This window comes from Peribacillus alkalitolerans, from assembly GCF_010882125.1.
In the GTDB taxonomy this organism is placed as follows: domain Bacteria; phylum Bacillota; class Bacilli; order Bacillales; family DSM-1321; genus Bacillus_BN; species Bacillus_BN alkalitolerans.
The window spans coordinates 140,793-156,623 of the sequence record NZ_JAAGVZ010000006.1; the positions used below are offsets into that span (position 1 = coordinate 140,793).

Annotated in this window: 14 protein-coding genes; 11 read left to right on the plus strand and 3 right to left on the minus strand. The window is 38.9% G+C overall.

All coding sequences use genetic code 11. The features are described 5' to 3' along the window. Positions 1 to 281 precede the first annotated feature (281 nt). Positions 282 to 518, plus strand: a complete 237-nt coding sequence (locus tag G3O09_RS09495; RefSeq protein ID WP_163101240.1) for a hypothetical protein — start codon at positions 282 to 284, stop codon at positions 516 to 518. A 74-nt stretch (positions 519 to 592) separates the two neighbouring features. After that, positions 593 to 1,912, plus strand: coding sequence for a CBS domain-containing protein (locus tag G3O09_RS09500; RefSeq protein WP_163101241.1), 1,320 nt, complete (start codon positions 593 to 595; stop codon positions 1,910 to 1,912). A 68-nt stretch (positions 1,913 to 1,980) separates the two neighbouring features. Here the strand turns inward: G3O09_RS09500 and G3O09_RS09505 are convergent, their stop codons facing one another. After that, positions 1,981 to 2,286, minus strand: a complete 306-nt coding sequence (locus G3O09_RS09505; protein WP_163101242.1) for a YtpI family protein — start codon at positions 2,284 to 2,286, stop codon at positions 1,981 to 1,983. A gap of 135 nt (positions 2,287 to 2,421) precedes the next feature. Here G3O09_RS09505 and G3O09_RS09510 point away from each other — a divergent pair, with 135 nt between their 5' ends. Next, positions 2,422 to 3,357: a DHH family phosphoesterase gene (locus G3O09_RS09510; protein ID WP_163101243.1), complete on the plus strand. Its 936-nt coding sequence runs from the start codon at positions 2,422 to 2,424 to the stop codon at positions 3,355 to 3,357. Between the two features lie 317 nt (positions 3,358 to 3,674). On the opposite strand, the gene ytrI is transcribed toward G3O09_RS09510, so the two are convergent. Together ytrI and ytrH are read right to left on the minus strand one after the other, a co-directional pair. Then, positions 3,675 to 4,175, minus strand: coding sequence for a sporulation membrane protein YtrI (gene ytrI, locus G3O09_RS09515; RefSeq protein ID WP_163101244.1), 501 nt, complete (start codon positions 4,173 to 4,175; stop codon positions 3,675 to 3,677). Continuing rightward, positions 4,172 to 4,510 carry a sporulation membrane protein YtrH gene (gene ytrH / locus G3O09_RS09520; RefSeq protein ID WP_163101245.1) on the minus strand — a complete coding sequence of 113 codons (339 nt, stop codon included), beginning with the start codon at positions 4,508 to 4,510 and terminating at the stop codon, positions 4,172 to 4,174. The genes ytrI and ytrH overlap by 4 nt, the downstream gene beginning before the upstream one ends. Before the next feature lie 381 nt (positions 4,511 to 4,891). Between ytrH and dnaE the strand changes: the two genes are divergently transcribed. The 8 genes from dnaE (at position 4,892) to G3O09_RS09560 (ending at position 15,795) form a co-directional block, all read left to right on the plus strand. Beyond that, positions 4,892 to 8,251 (plus strand): DNA polymerase III subunit alpha, encoded by a 3,360-nt coding sequence (gene dnaE, locus G3O09_RS09525; protein WP_163101246.1) that lies wholly within the window; start codon positions 4,892 to 4,894, stop codon positions 8,249 to 8,251. A 104-nt stretch (positions 8,252 to 8,355) separates the two neighbouring features. Then, complete coding sequence (gene ystJ / locus G3O09_RS09530; protein ID WP_163101247.1) at positions 8,356 to 9,591, plus strand: NADP-dependent malic enzyme; 1,236 nt, start codon at positions 8,356 to 8,358, stop codon at positions 9,589 to 9,591. A gap of 8 nt (positions 9,592 to 9,599) precedes the next feature. Next, on the plus strand, positions 9,600 to 10,232 hold the full coding sequence (locus G3O09_RS09535) for a FadR/GntR family transcriptional regulator (protein ID WP_240338394.1): 633 nt from the start codon (positions 9,600 to 9,602) through the stop codon (positions 10,230 to 10,232). Positions 10,233 to 10,320: 88 nt separating this feature from the next. After that, positions 10,321 to 11,190, plus strand: a complete 870-nt coding sequence (gene accD / locus G3O09_RS09540; RefSeq protein WP_163101248.1) for an acetyl-CoA carboxylase, carboxyltransferase subunit beta — start codon at positions 10,321 to 10,323, stop codon at positions 11,188 to 11,190. After that, positions 11,184 to 12,161, plus strand: a complete 978-nt coding sequence (accA, locus tag G3O09_RS09545; protein ID WP_163101249.1) for an acetyl-CoA carboxylase carboxyl transferase subunit alpha — start codon at positions 11,184 to 11,186, stop codon at positions 12,159 to 12,161. The genes accD and accA overlap by 7 nt, the downstream gene beginning before the upstream one ends. Before the next feature lie 352 nt (positions 12,162 to 12,513). Next, positions 12,514 to 13,473 (plus strand): 6-phosphofructokinase, encoded by a 960-nt coding sequence (pfkA, locus tag G3O09_RS09550; protein ID WP_163101250.1) that lies wholly within the window; start codon positions 12,514 to 12,516, stop codon positions 13,471 to 13,473. A gap of 28 nt (positions 13,474 to 13,501) precedes the next feature. Continuing rightward, the gene (pyk, locus tag G3O09_RS09555) at positions 13,502 to 15,262 is read left to right on the plus strand and encodes a pyruvate kinase (RefSeq protein WP_163101251.1); all 1,761 of its coding nucleotides are present in this window, start codon (positions 13,502 to 13,504) and stop codon (positions 15,260 to 15,262) included. Positions 15,263 to 15,408: 146 nt separating this feature from the next. Further along, positions 15,409 to 15,795 carry an FxsA family protein gene (locus tag G3O09_RS09560; protein ID WP_163101252.1) on the plus strand — a complete coding sequence of 129 codons (387 nt, stop codon included), beginning with the start codon at positions 15,409 to 15,411 and terminating at the stop codon, positions 15,793 to 15,795. Positions 15,796 to 15,831 lie beyond the last annotated feature (36 nt).

Here is a 15,831-nt window from a genome sequence, read left to right on the forward strand (position 1 = left end):
TAGTAAGGTACAGGCATTCTTATTTTAGGGCTCGTTTTCGTAAACTTTGTTGCTTTTTTAGTTTAATAATTTTAAAAGTTTGAGTTGATTGTAGCGGAGGGTACTTGACTCCTGCGGGAAATAGAGGGAAGTGGGAGACCCCACAGGCGGTATCGCCGAGGAGGCTCCCACCTTCCCCGCGGAAAGCAAGTGCCTGTAGCGGAAATCAACGGGCAAACTAAATAGTATAAAAACAACAATCTATACAAAATGAGCCTATTTTAATGAAGGAGTGGTTTTATATGAAACAACGCGCTTTACTATGTTTACTCTTATGCGGTATGATGCTTTATTTTGCGATTCCCAGGATTGATATCATGGCTCAAGGTTCTTTTGGGATTTTTTCTAGTATGTGGCTTCTTCTCGCCTTCTTTGTAGTTGCTGGAAATCTATCAAGCTTGCTCTATTCTCCTCAAAAACGAAAAGCTGTTCAACAGGAAGAAAACATGACGAAAAAAAGAAGAATGTATCAATCTTGATGGTTACATTGTAAGCCTAAGCTTTTGCCCTTATAATATAGGAAAGAGATACCATATGTAGAGGGTGAAAAGCTTTGGCTACAAAGCATGAACAAATTATCCAGTATATCGACACGCTTCCAGTCGGTGAGAAGATATCTGTCCGTCAGATTGCTAAAGATTTAGCAGTCAGTGAAGGGACTGCTTATCGTGCAATTAAAGATGCGGAAATTAAAGGGTATGTTAGCACTATTGAACGTGTTGGGACGATCCGGATTGAACGGAAGAAAAAAGAAAATATCGAAAAACTCACGTTTGCCGAAGTTGTTAATATTGTGGACGGACAAGTTCTAGGAGGCCGTGCAGGATTGCATAAGACCTTGAATAAATTCGTCATAGGTGCGATGAAGCTTGAAGCTATGATGAGATATACGGATGCGGGGAGCCTATTGATTGTAGGTAATCGTACTAATGCTCATGAATTGGCATTGAAGGCGGGGGCAGCCGTTCTTATTACGGGTGGTTTTGATACAGATGAATCGGTCAAGAAAATTGCCGATGAACTCGAACTTCCGATTATTTCTAGCAGCTACGATACATTTACGGTTGCGACCATGATTAACCGGGCAATTTACGACCAGCTAATCAAGAAAGAAATATTATTAGTGGAAGATATACTTACACCATTCAGTGAAACGGTCTATCTTCAAATGGGAGATACGGTAGACCAATGGATGGGTCACAATAGAAAAACCCTTCATAGTAGATTCCCTGTCGTAGATGAGAATTTCAAGGTACAAGGAATGGTTACATCAAAGGATATAATGGGGGAAGAATTGGATACACCTATTGAGAAAGTCATGACAAAAAATCCAATGACTGTTAATGGGAAAACAAGTGTCGCATCTTCCGCTCACATGATGGTTTGGGAAGGCATTGAGGTATTACCAGTTGTGGACGACTCCCAAAGTTTACTTGGAATCATCAGCAGGCAAGATGTATTAAAAGCTCTGCAAATGATCCAAAGACAGCCACAAGTCGGAGAGACCATCGATGATGTTATTGCCAGTCAATTAGTCGACTTAGGGGAAAGAGGAAAAGGTGACGAAGTTTATCATATTGAAGTAACTCCGCAAATGACAAACTATTTAGGTACGATATCATACGGGGTGTTTACAACTATTGTTACGGAAGCGGCAAACCGGGCATTGAAAACCTTCAAAAGAGGCGACTTAGTGGTAGAAAACATGACCATTTATTTCATCAAGCCTGTTCAAATCGACAGTAAGCTAGAGATATTCCCTAAGGTATTAGAAGTTGGGCGGAAATTTGGGAAGGTTGACATCGAAGTTTTCAATGAAGGTAAATTGGTTGGGAAAGCGATGATGATGTGTCAATTACTGGATCGAACGTGATTTCCCTTAACAAAGATTGGCATAAAAAAAGGATGCCTCCATTAATTGGGGCATCCCTTTCCATTGAATTATTTTTTATAGGCTTGATCTGCCTCGGCGATTGCATGTGGCAGGAAGAATCTATAAGCCTTAATGCCTCCATAGATGCTTAAAGCACCGATGATGATAAAGACAGCAGCGACAATGTATGTGACTGTCCCTGAATAAAGAAAAAGTTGATTCAATCCAAACATGGAAACGAACACACCAAGCGCTATGGAAGATTTAGCTGATATCCACTTCTTTTCCATCGGCAGATTTGTACGGAAAATTTTAATTTTATAATATACATAAAAGGCGAATGCTAGAATAATAAATATTACGAAAACTGGCATCTGAAGACCTCCCAACGTGACATTTTGTCCAATTCATACTATAACGTTTTTCACAATGGATTGCCAGATTAAAAATCTCTTGGATTGCATGGGTCGAACCGTTTGCTATCTGAAGAAAGATAGGAGAACCATTTTATGAAAACATCCATTCTATCAGAAATAAAAAAATATGACACTATTATTATTCACCGACATGTAAGACCTGATCCAGATGCATATGGTTCACAATGCGGTTTAGGTGAGATGCTTAAGGTATCATTTCCTAATAAAAAGGTATATATGGTTGGAGAGGAAGATGAGTCCCTACACTTTATGAGGCGATTGGATACAATTACCAAAAAAGAATATGAAGGTGCCCTTGTAATTGTGTGCGATACAGCCAATGAAGAAAGAATCTGTGATCCTCGATACAAACTAGGCGATAAATTGATAAAGATCGACCATCATCCTAATGAAGATCCTTACGGTGACATGCTCTGGGTAGATACATCGGCAAGCTCTACAAGTGAGATGATTTATGACTTTTATCTAGCTGGGAAGGATGAAGGGCTCATTCTAAATCAAGAAGCTGCTAGATTATTATTCGCAGGAATTGTTGGGGATACTGGGAGATTCCTTTATCCAAGTACCACTGAAAAAACTTTTCTATATGCAGGTGAATTGATTCATTATGGATTCAACCGGTCAGATTTATTTAATGGTATGTATGACGTAAATGAGAATGTCGTCCGTTTGAATGGCTATGTCTTCCAAAACTTTAAGGTTTCGGAAAATGGAGTAGGACACATGATTATTACTGCTGAAACATTAAAGAAATTCGATGTTAAGCCATCAGAAGCTTCCTTGCTTGTGAGTTCACTTGGTGGAGTGAAAGGGTTGAAGGCATGGGCTTTCTTTATTGAAGAAGAGGAAGTGATCCGTGTTCGTTTGCGTTCAAAAGGGCCTGTCATTAATACGGTTGCAAGAAACTACAGCGGTGGAGGGCATCCATTGGCAGCGGGAGCATCCATTTATTCATGGGATGAAGTTGATTCAGTTTTAAGGGATATGGAAGAGGCTTGTTCTATTTAAAAATAAGGCTCTTTTCTAAAAGATTGATGTTATTTTGTTTTATAAAAACAAACAGTTAATAAACAGGTTGATTGGAGCGGAAGGTGCGAGACTCCTGCGGGAGCAGCGGGACAGGTGAGACCCCGTAGGCGTAAAGCGCCGAGGAGGCTCACCGCCCGCCCCGCGGAAAGCGAGCATCCTGGAGCGGAAATCAACCACTCACTTATTAAATAGCAACAAAGTTAACGAATATAGCCAAAAATAAAAAGGACGGCTCAAAATAGGTCTCAGCCGTCCCACCTTAAGTGGGTTTGACTCATATAAGCCGTCCCATGGTTTTATATCCGCCTAATCTTTACTTGAATGGATACCTTTGTGTAAAACATCATTTCTGTTACTTCGATTTTATATCTTTTTTTATTGATTTCTATTATTTTATTTTCAATCGATTTTTTTAATAAAACTTTCCCGGCATAGACAGATTCAATATCTTTTGTAATGAGGAAATCCAAGTCATCCTTTATAGACTCTTGCGCTTCCATTACGCTTAATCGGTCAAGCTGGTACAATTTATAATTCTCAATCGCAACGGATATATCTTGCACAAGTAACTTTTCTTCATTTTGCTTGTTTAATGCCTTATAGTCCTCTTCCAACACTCCAAGTTTTTTTTCTAAATCTTTGATGGTTTCCTCTTGGTTAGAAATCATTTGAATTTGCTTTTCTTGCATTCCGCCATACATATAAAAAAAGAGAAACCAACTAATGAACCCACCTATTGCAAAACCAGCAAAAAATCGCTGCCAAAGGGGTTGGTGGTATAAAGGTGGGATTCTCATGAGGAGATATACTCCTGAGTGAGCCATCTAATAATCAGTGCTCCTGTTTGTGCACCGCCAAGTGCAGATAAAATCCATAAAATCTGTTTGATAATATCACGAGTCTGACCATGGAAAATACCTCTTTCGAAACTATAGACCGTATCAAAAGTTCCACCCATTGCTGCGACGATCGCCCATATCCGTAAACTATCGGATAACCGGAATACAACAGTCATAGGAGGTTGGTTCGTGAAAAATGCTGAAATCCCACCAATTAAGGAGCCACCAATAAGTACCCCTAATGCGATGAAATAACTATTCAAGAAAGTAGGGAAGAAGGCTTCTTTCATCATATCATCCTTATTTTTTTTAACTTTACCTTATGTATATGGACAAACTCATTTAAATAGAAGAAGTATCAAAAATGAAAGCTGTTTTCGTAAAGTTTGTTGCTTTTAGTTCATTTAACTTTAACTAACTGAGTTGATTGTAGTGGAGGGCACTTGCTCCTCGAAAATGCATTCGCATTTCCTTCGTGCGGTGTTTAATCGAGGAAGCTCCCACCCTCCCCGCGGAAAGCAAGTGCTAGGAGCGGAAATCAACGGACAAATTATAGTCTAATAACAACAATCTATACGAAAAGAGCCAAAATGAAAAAGAGAACATATTTTCTTTTTTGTATGCGAAGTTCTATAATATTAACAAGATTATCGTACGAAAAAGGTGGGGAAATCATGTCTTTTGTTCATTTGCATACATATAGCGCTTATAGCCTCCTCCAAAGTACGGTCAAAGTGGAGGAATTGGTACATCAAACAAAGAAATTAGGAATGAAGTCAGTTGCCCTCACAGACCGAAATGTCATGTTTGCAAGTATCCCCTTCTTCAAGGAGTGTAAGAAACAAGGGATAAAACCGATTATAGGTCTTACAGCAGATATCCAGCATGCTGACGGAAGTTATCCAATAGTATTACTAGCCAAAAATCTCGATGGGTATAAAAACCTTCTTAAAATTAGTAGTGCGATTAAAACGAAGTCCCCTGACGGACTTCCGTTCCGTTGGCTTAAAGGTTATTCAAAAGGATTGATAGCCATAACCCCTGGTCAAGAGGGAAGCCTAGAAACGGCACTCTTGAATGGTGAACCGCAAAAGGCTGTTGAAACTGTGGCGGTTTATAAAGAGATTTTTGGAAAGGATTTTTACATATCTGTTCAGAAAAATGGGGGGAGAGATGAACAAAGTTTATTTGAAAGAGTAAAAGTCTTTGCTTGTGAAAATGAGTGTTCAATTGTAGCCACTCTTCCTGTGCATTATTTAATGAAGGAAGATCATATTGTACACGAAGCAATGCTTGCCATTCAAACTGGACAAAAACTATCCGATCAAGACCGAAAAAAACTGCCTTCAAACGAATTTTATCTTAAATCACCTAAAGAAATGCATGAATTGTTTCAAGACGATCCAGAAGTTTTAGAGAATGCACTTTTCATATCTAGTCAATGTGAAGTGGAAATTCCACTGCATCAGACATTACTTCCTAAATATCCACATGAAAAAAAGATAAGTTCTCAAGAACTGTTGAAACAAATCTGTCTTAAAGGTTTCCATAATCGCTATGGAAATGCGGATGAATCATATAAGAAACGCTTAGATTATGAGCTAGACGTCATTGGTCAAATGAACTTTAGTGATTACTTTTTGATTGTATGGGATTTTATGAAATATGCGAGAGAACAAGGAATCCTTACCGGACCAGGACGTGGTTCCGCCGCAGGATCCATGGTTGCCTATGTATTACAAATTACAGATATCGATCCTATGAGATATAATCTCCTGTTTGAAAGGTTTTTGAATCCTGAGCGTGTTTCTATGCCTGATATTGATATTGACTTCCCTGACAATAGAAGAGACGAAGTCATAGCGTATGTCGCATCAAGATATGGAGAGCTGCATGTGGCCCAAATCATCACATTTGGAACATTTGCTGCCAAAGCAGCTTTGCGCGATTCAGGGAGAGTATTTGGTTTAAATTCTAAAGAACTTGATTCATTGTCCAAGTTAATACCTCAAAGACTTGGAATTACGATTGATCAAGCCATCCATGAATCTAAACAGTTACAGGGATTTTATCAAGAGAATGATTTCAATCGAAAGTTAATTGATACTGCCCGTAAGCTTGAAGGACTACCAAGGCATACTTCCACTCATGCGGCTGGAGTTGTTATTTGCGATATTGCACTAACGGAACATATTGCCATTCAAGAAGGTCACAATGGAGTCCACCTAACACAATTTCCAATGGAAGTATTAGAGGAAATAGGATTATTGAAGATGGACTTCCTAGGTTTGAGGAATCTTACTCTATTGGATTCGATTTTAGAAGCCATAAAAAAACAAACTGGCCGTACCGTATTGCTAGATCGACTGCCAATGGAAGACGTGAAAACTCTGCAGCTTTTAGGAAACGGAGATACCACCGGTATTTTTCAATTCGAATCAGACGGCATGCGGAAAGTCTTGATGCAACTCAAACCGGAAAGGTTTTCAGACCTTGTTGCTGTTAATGCATTATATCGACCTGGTCCGATGGAAAATATACCAGTCTTTATCAGGCGTCGTCATGGTGAAGAAAAAATTCAGTATCCTCATCCTGATTTGGCACCAATCTTAGAAAACACATATGGAGTCATTGTCTATCAAGAACAAATTATGCAGATTGCGTCTCGTTTTGCCGGATTTTCACTAGGACAAGCAGATTTATTAAGGCGAGCTGTATCGAAAAAGAAAAAAGAAGTGCTTGATGCTGGTCGAGAAGATTTCGTTCGTGGTGCTATAAATCAAGGATATGAAAAGAATATCGCGCATACCATTTACGATTTAATTGTCCGGTTTGCCAATTACGGATTTAACTTAAGCCATGCTGCTGCGTATAGTCTGATAGCGTATCAACTGGCATACTTAAAGGCTCATTTTCCGCTTCACTTTATGACAGCATTACTTACAAGTGTGATAGGTAATGAGGATAAGATTGCACAGTATACCATTCAATTAAAAAAGATGGATATCGCTTTCTTGCCACCTTCCATAAATAGAAGCAACTATTCCTTCCGCATAGAAGGTCAAGCTATACGATTTAGTTTGGCTGCCATCAAAGGAATAGGAGGAAATGTATTAAAAGAGATATTTAAAGCCAGAAAGCAAAAGCCATTCTCTGATTTGTTCGATTTTTGCTTGCGAGTCAACACAAAAGTAGTCAATAGGAAGGTTTTAGAGGTATTGGTTCATTCAGGTGCGTTCGATGAATTCGGAGAAGATCGAGCCACTTTATTGGCTAGCCTGGATGTGGCTATTGAACATGTCAATCTAGTCAATCCTAATGAAGATCAATTTGATTTATTTGAGGATAGTGAGTTCACCTTAAAGCCAAAGTATATGAAAATGGACCCTATCGGCATTGAAGATAAATTAAATTATGAAAAAGCAGTTTTAGGGTTTTATTTATCCGATCATCCAGTGACACCTTTTACAGAATTGTTTTCCCATTTTGGTACCGCTTCAATTAACCAGGTACTTCAACAGGATGAAGAGCCAAAGTCAACTTTAGGAATTTATATTACTGAAGCTAAATCCATCCGTACAAAAAAAGGAGAGGTAATGGCTTTTTTAATCGTTAGCGATGATAGTGGTGAAATGGAGGCAGTTGTTTTTCCGAACATTTATAAGGAACAAATGCCATTATTGAAAAAAGGGAAGGTCCTCCTTATTAATGGAACTTTGGAGAATCGAAATGGAAAAAAACAGCTTATCGTCCAAAAGATCTATTCAATAGAAGAACTAAAAAGGATTCAAGAAGAAAATTTGAAAAGATTATTTATTCGGATTGATAAAAATGTTCAATCTAAAAGTATTCTACCAAAATTAAAACAAACTATTCGTCATTATCCTGGATTTACGAGCGTTTTGCTGTATTATGAGAGGGAAACTCGTTATGTTAAGCTTCCCATGACCGAATGGATCAATCCTACAAGTCAATTATTACAACAAATACAAACACTTGTAGGTGAAAAAAATGTATTATTGAAAGACGTTTAATCTTTACATCCTAAAATCTTGTGATATAGTGTATTAGAAGATGACGTGGTCTGACCACTTGGGATTATTGGTTAGATTGTTGATAATCTAAGGAGTGAATTACGTTGACATTAAGAGAAGAAGCTTTGCACATGCATCGCATCAATAAGGGAAAGTTAGAAACGGTATCTAAGGTGCCAGTTCGAAACGCAAACGACTTAAGTTTAGCTTATTCTCCAGGTGTGGCAGAGCCTTGCAAGGATATATATGATAAGCCTGAAACGGTTTATGACTATACAATGAAGGGCAACATGGTAGCAGTTGTATCAGATGGTACAGCTGTTTTAGGACTTGGAAATATAGGTCCTGAAGCTGCACTTCCGGTTATGGAAGGAAAAGCGGTATTATTTAAAAGCTTCGCTGGAGTTGACGCTTTTCCAATCTGCTTAAAAACGACAGATATTGAAAAGATCATTGAAACTGTAAAGTTATTGGAACCTAATTTTGGTGGGGTTAACCTTGAAGATATTGCAGCGCCAAACTGCTTTGTTATAGAAGAAAGATTAAAAAAAGAGACGAATATTCCAATTTTTCACGATGATCAGCATGGAACAGCCATTGTAACTGTTGCTGGTTTAGTGAATGCTCTGAAACTTATTGGGAAAAGTATGTCAGAAATAAAAGTTGTCGCTAATGGAGCGGGAGCAGCGGGCATAGCAATTATCAAGCTTTTATATAGCTATGGCGTACGAGATATCATCATGTGCGACTCTAAGGGAGCAATTTATGACGGTCGCCCGTTTGGTATGAATGAAATCAAGGATCAAGTAGCAAAAATCACAAATCATGACAAATTGTCAGGGAGCTTGGAAGAAGTTATCCAAGGGGCTGATGTATTCATTGGAGTTTCAGTTGCTGGTGCACTAACACAGGATATGATTCGTTCCATGAATGTAGATCCTATTATCTTTGCAATGGCTAACCCGGTTCCAGAAATCATGCCCAGTGAAGCGAAGGAAGCAGGAGCCAAAGTAGTGGGGACAGGCCGTTCGGACTTTCCTAACCAAGTTAATAATGTTTTGGCATTCCCTGGTATATTCCGCGGAGCGCTAGATGTTCGTGCAACACATATTAACGAAAAAATGAAAGTGGCAGCTGTAGAAGCAATCGCAGGTCTTATTGAAGAATCTGAATTAAATGCAGATTATGTTATTCCAGCACCATTTGATCCAAGGGTCGCACCAGAAGTTGCAGCAGCAGTTGCAAAGGCAGCGATGGAAACAGGCGTGGCGCGATTAAAAGTAGAACCAGAAGATATTAAGGAAAAAACTCGCAAGCTTGCCATTATCGGAAAAGAGTGAATGGGATTTTGACAACCAATTCTAATGTTTCATCTAAGATTTATTTAGAAATTGTCGAAAAACTTCGAGCAATGATCGATGCGGACGGGCTGGTACTAGGCGATAAAATCCCTTCTGAACGGGAGTTGTCGGACCGGCTTAGTGTGGGTAGGTCTTCCGTGCGCGAAGCATTGCGTGCTTTAGAATTATTAGGGCTAATAGAAACTAGACGTGGTGAAGGAACATTCATCAAGGACTTTCAAGAACATCGCTTAGTTGATTTGCTTGGAGCCTTTTTTTTACAAGATCAAAAAACAATCGATGATCTCTCCGAAACGAAACATTTAATTGAACTAGATTGCCTAAAACTTTTGATTCAACGGGGTCAGAAGGAAAAGATTGACCAACTGTTAAATTGGGCAAAGAATCATTCTTTTGATGATTCTTCCTTTTTTGAAACCATTGCCATTACAAATCCAAACAAGTTGTTAGAAAGAATTTGGCGAGTGATTCACTCATATGAACGTTCTACAAAAAGGAATGTAATAACTGCAGAAGTGGATGACTACTTAGAACTTTTAGATTCAATACAGTTAAAAGATGAAATAAGAATGGTAGAGACCTATTTATATAGAATCAGAAAATTGTCGAAACCGTTATGACAGGTTTTTACAATCTTTTTATTTTCTGTCGTGTAAAGTATTAGGACAGGCATGAACTGGAGATTTAACGACAAAGGGAGGATTCCTCTTGCTGAAAGAGCTATTTTCAAAGTCTAAAAAGAAAAAGTATGCAACAATTCCTTCAGAGCGTGATAAGCAGGATGTGCCAGAAGGAATCATGACAAAATGTCCGAGCTGTAAAAAAATCATGTATACGAAAGAACTTTTAAAAAACCTGAAGGTATGTTCTCATTGTGGTTACCACCATCGAATGAATGCTTTTGAGAGAGTGGATAGCTTATTTGATATTGACACCTTTGTCGAATTAGATTCGGAAATGGTTTCTGAGAATCCGCTTGGTTTTCCTGATTATTTGGAGAAACTAGAAAAGGACAAAGTGAAAGCAAACTTAAATGAAGCTGTCTTGACGGGGACTGGGAGCATTGAGGGCATGAATGTGGTTGTGGCAATTATGGATGCGAATTTCCGAATGGGAAGTATGGGTTCAGTTGTCGGTGAGAAAATCACTCGTGCGATCGAAAAAGCACATGAATTAATGGTGCCTTTCATCATTTTCACTGCTTCTGGTGGAGCAAGGATGCAAGAAGGAATACTAAGCTTAATGCAAATGGCAAAAACTAGTGCCGCTCTTAAACTGTTCAGTGAAGATGGGGGATTAATTATTTCAGTCATGACCCATCCAACCACTGGTGGTGTGTCTGCGAGCTTCGCTTCACTTGGTGATTATAATCTTGCTGAGCCAGGTGCTCTTATTGGTTTTGCAGGTAGAAGTGTTATTGAGCAAACGATTCGTGAAGAGCTCCCTGAGGATTTCCAGACTTCAGAGTTCCTATTAAAGCACGGTCAATTAGATGCGGTAATACCAAGGACTGAACTTAAAGATAAGCTAGTTACGATTTTAGAAATCCATACCCCGGGTGGTGACATTCAATGGTAGGAGAATTGGAATTTGAGCGTCCAATCATAGAGCTTCGAAAAAAAATCGATGAATTGAAAAGCTTGACGGAAGAAGCTGAAGTGGATTTATCTTCTGAAATTGAAAAGCTTGAAGGTAGACTCGAAAAACTAGAAAACGAAATTTATGACAATATGAAGCCATGGGATCGTGTACAAGTAGCTAGGCATCCCTCAAGGCCAACTACTTTGGATTATATTTCCTATTTATTCACTGACTTTTTTGAATGCCATGGAGACAGAGGTTTTGCGGACGATGCTGCGATTGTTGGTGGAATTGCCAAGTTCAAAGGTCTTCCGGTTACAATCATTGGTCATCAGCGTGGTAAGGATACGAAAGAAAATATTCGTCGCAACTTTGGCATGCCCCATCCTGAAGGATATCGAAAAGCTTTAAGACTAATGAAACAGGCTGAAAAGTTTAATCGCCCAATTATATGTTTTATCGATACAAAAGGAGCTTATCCAGGAAAAGCTGCAGAACAAAGAGGACAAAGTGAAGCGATTGCTAAAAACCTTTTTGAAATGGCAGGCTTAAAAGTTCCAGTCATCTCGATTGTTATCGGGGAAGGCGGAAGTGGTGGAGCTCTTGCTCTAGGCGTAGCAAATCAAATTCACATGTTGGAAAACTCTACTTACTCTGTTATATCTCCGGAGGGTGCAGCGACAATCCTATGGAAAGATGCCACTTTGGCAAAAAAAGCGGCAGAAAGCATGAAGATTACTGCACCAGATTTAAAAGAACTTGGAGTAGTTGACGAAATTATTCCTGAAGTCAAAGGTGGAGCCCATAAAGACCCTAAGCTTCAATCCATTTTAATGGGTGAAGTATTACAGACTTCATTGAAAGAGCTTATGAAAAAAGATGAAAAGAAATTAATCCGAGACCGTTATCAAAAGTTTAAACAAATCGGTAAATTTTCAGAGCCTAAAGAATTTTCAGAAGTGAAATAATACCATAATGATTTTTTTTACGTGTTGCCTTTTTCGGCAACACGTTTTAACATTTAAACACTTTTTTGTAAGTGAAACGCTTTCAATTTAAAGACAATTTAAATTTTGTTAAAAGATGAACAAATTTGCTTTACGAATCGGTTCAAGTACCTTAGAATGAGAAACGCGAGAATTGGAATGACTAACTAGAATATTGTGAAAACTAGAGGTAAACTTAGACTTGTTTAGGGAAAATGAACAAAATAAAAACTCTAGTTTTTGCAAAGGATATAATAGGCTTGTTTTTGGGTATACATACATAAATCGGATTCCATCTAAGGAGTAGGAATGGAAACTAGAGGTGAAGAAATTTATGAAACGTATTGGTGTTTTAACTAGTGGAGGAGATTCGCCAGGAATGAATGCGGCTGTAAGGGCAGTCGTACGTAAAGCAATTTATCACAATCTAGAGGTATTTGGTATTTACCATGGCTACCAAGGGTTGATCAATGGAGATATTAGAAAATTGGAGCTTGGATCTGTTGGTGACATCATTCAACGTGGTGGCACAGTGCTCCACTCTGCCCGTTGTCTAGAATTCAAGTCGAAGGAAGGTCAACTTAAAGGGATTGAGCAATTGAAGAAACATGGAATTGAAGGGATAGTCGTAATAGGTGGGGATGGCTCTTATATGGGAGCAAAAGCTTTGACTGAGCACGGATTTCCTTGTGTTGGTGTGCCTGGGACTATTGATAATGACATCCCTGGAACTGAATTTACTATAGGCTTTGATACAGCATTGAATACAGTCATTGATGCTATCGATAAAATCAGGGATACTGCAACATCTCATGAAAGAACTTTTATCATTGAGGTGATGGGCCGCCGTGCTGGAGACTTAGCTCTTTGGGCTGGGTTAGCAGGAGGAGCAGAAACGATTATCATCCCAGAGGAAAACTTCAATATTGATGACATTGTTTCTAAGTTAAAACGAGGACACGATCGAGGAAAAAAACATAGCATTATCGTTGTGGCCGAGGGTGTCGGAAGTGGTATCGAAATCGGTAAACAAATAGATGAATTATTGAATATTGAATCACGTATTTCCGTATTAGGACATGTACAGCGTGGAGGCTCCCCTACAGCAGTCGATAGAGTTTTAGCAAGTCGATTAGGAGCAAGAGCTGTGGAGCTCCTGATTGAAGGACAAGGTGGACGTGCTGTTGGTATAGAAAAAAATCAGTTGGTTGACTATGACATTATTGAAGCATTATCGAAAAAGCATTTGATTGATATGGAAATGTATAAATTATCTCAAGAATTGTCCATCTAATCTAACAAGTTACGGAGGAATTATATTCATGCGCAAAACGAAAATTGTTTGTACAATTGGACCTGCCAGTGAAACAGTTGAAAAACTATGCAATTTGATTGAAGCCGGAATGAATGTATCAAGATTGAATTTTTCTCATGGAAGTCATGAAGAGCATGCAGCAAGGATCGAAAACATTAGAAAGGCATCCGAAAAGACTGGGAAAAAGGTTGCTATTCTACTGGATACAAAAGGTCCTGAAATAAGAACACATAATATGGAAAATGACGCAATTGAATTGAAAACTGGTTCAAATGTCATCATCTCAATGAAAGAAGTTTTAGGTACAGCTGAGAAATTCTCGATTACATATGATGGATTGATTGAGGATATCCATGTAGGTACAAGAATCTTGCTTGATGATGGTTTAATTGGCCTAGAAGTGACAAAAATCGATCGCGATGCAAGAGAAATCCATACAAATGTATTGAATAGCGGGACACTAAAGAATAAAAAAGGCGTAAATGTACCAGGGGTAGCGGTTAACCTTCCAGGTATTACAGATAAAGATGCACAGGACATCATCTTTGGAATCAGCCAGGATATTGATTTCATTGCTGCATCTTTCGTTCGTCGTGCATCAGATGTTTTGGAAATTCGAGAGCTTCTGGAAAAGCATAATGCAACGCATATCCAAATTATCCCGAAAATTGAGAACCAAGAAGGCGTAGACAAAATTGATGAAATTCTTGAAGTTTCAGATGGTCTAATGGTAGCACGTGGAGATTTAGGGGTGGAAATTCCTGCTGAAGAGGTTCCTTTAGTACAAAAAGATTTAATCAAAAAATGTAATGCCTTAGGAAAGCCGGTTATTACCGCTACACAAATGCTCGATTCTATGCAAAGAAATCCAAGACCTACTCGTGCAGAAGCTTCTGACGTAGCGAATGCGATTTTTGATGGAACAGATGCGATCATGCTATCTGGCGAAACGGCTGCAGGTAGTTATCCAGTCGAAGCTGTCCAAACTATGAATAATATTGCATCACGTGCAGAACAAGCCTTGAATCATAAAGAAATTTTATCAATGCGTCGTAAAGATAATGAATGTAATATCACTGATGCAATTGGGCAATCGGTTGCTCATACAACATTGAATTTAGAGGCAGGAGCAATCATCACTCCAACAGAAAGTGGTCATACAGCTCGTATGATATCTAAGTATCGTCCCAAAGCACCGATTGTGGCTGTTACTTCAAACGAGCGTGTTTCACGCCGATTGGCTCTAGTATGGGGAGTATATCCTCAAATTGGTCCAAGAGCAAAATCTACAGATGACATGTTGGATATTGCTATTCAAGAAAGCTTAAATTCTGGGCTCGTTTCCCATGGTGATCTTGTGGTAATAACTGCGGGAGTACCAGTAGGAGAAACAGGTACAACTAACTTGATGAAAATCCATGTGCTAGGAAATACCATCCTTAAAGCACAAGGAATTGGTCGGAAATCAGCAACAGGAAAAGTGGTACTTGCGAAAAACGCTGAAGAAGCTATTCAAAAAGTCACTCCTGAGAGTATACTAGTTACACTTGGTTCAGATAAAGAAATGATGCCTGCCATTGAAAAGTGTGCTGCTTTGGTAACCGTTGAAGGTGGTTTGACTAGCCATGCAGCAGTAGTAGGGTTAAGCCTTGGTATTCCAGTTATTGTTGGCGCTAGTCAAGCGATGACACTACTGAAAGAAGGCCAAGAAGTTACAGTTGATGCTGCACGCGGATTCATCAATGAAGGCAAGGCGAGTGTTCTGTAAGATATAAAAAAAGAAGAAATGCTTGAATCGGTTTACGATTCAGGCATTTTTTTACAGTGATGGTTTTTGAAAAGATTTATGTATCTTTTATTCTCCGGACTCGTACATGTATAATGAAAAGGAATTCATACTGGGAGGAAGAATAAATGAAATACTTGTTATTGTTTTTAATTATCGTACCTGCCGCGGAAATCGCAATCCTATTAACAGCAGGAAATACAATTGGCGTCCTCCCTACGATTCTATTAATCATTGCAACGGGTATTGCAGGATCTTACCTTGCAAAACAACAAGGTCTTGAGGTAATAAGACAGGCCCAGCGGCAAATGCAATATGGGCAAATGCCAGGCAACACAATTATTGATGGAATTTGTATCTTGGTAGGGGGAGTCCTACTTCTTACACCAGGGTTCATATCTGATTCAATGGGGTTCATTTTGTTGCTGCCACCTACCAGGGCTATGATAAGGCCCGTTATCGTACGTATATTCCGGAAAATGATTGATAAAGGCAATATAAAAATCATACGATAAAAAGAGTGTATAAAAGGCTGACCCCAGGTCAGCCTT

What these genes read in the sequence shown, in the direction of transcription:
- G3O09_RS09495 (WP_163101240.1), top strand. Translation starts at nt 282, where the DNA reads ATGAAACAACGCGCTTTACTATGTTTACTCTTATGCGGTATGATGCTT.
- pfkA (WP_163101250.1), top strand. Translation starts at nt 12,514, where the DNA reads ATGAAACGTATTGGTGTTTTAACTAGTGGAGGAGATTCGCCAGGAATG.
- ytrH (WP_163101245.1), bottom strand. Translation starts at nt 4,510, where the DNA reads ATGATGAAAGAAGCCTTCTTCCCTACTTTCTTGAATAGTTATTTCATC.
- ytrI (WP_163101244.1), bottom strand. Translation starts at nt 4,175, where the DNA reads ATGAGAATCCCACCTTTATACCACCAACCCCTTTGGCAGCGATTTTTT.
- G3O09_RS09560 (WP_163101252.1), top strand. Translation starts at nt 15,409, where the DNA reads ATGAAATACTTGTTATTGTTTTTAATTATCGTACCTGCCGCGGAAATC.
- pyk (WP_163101251.1), top strand. Translation starts at nt 13,502, where the DNA reads ATGCGCAAAACGAAAATTGTTTGTACAATTGGACCTGCCAGTGAAACA.
- dnaE (WP_163101246.1), top strand. Translation starts at nt 4,892, where the DNA reads ATGTCTTTTGTTCATTTGCATACATATAGCGCTTATAGCCTCCTCCAA.
- G3O09_RS09510 (WP_163101243.1), top strand. Translation starts at nt 2,422, where the DNA reads ATGAAAACATCCATTCTATCAGAAATAAAAAAATATGACACTATTATT.
- accA (WP_163101249.1), top strand. Translation starts at nt 11,184, where the DNA reads ATGGTAGGAGAATTGGAATTTGAGCGTCCAATCATAGAGCTTCGAAAA.
- G3O09_RS09505 (WP_163101242.1), bottom strand. Translation starts at nt 2,286, where the DNA reads ATGCCAGTTTTCGTAATATTTATTATTCTAGCATTCGCCTTTTATGTA.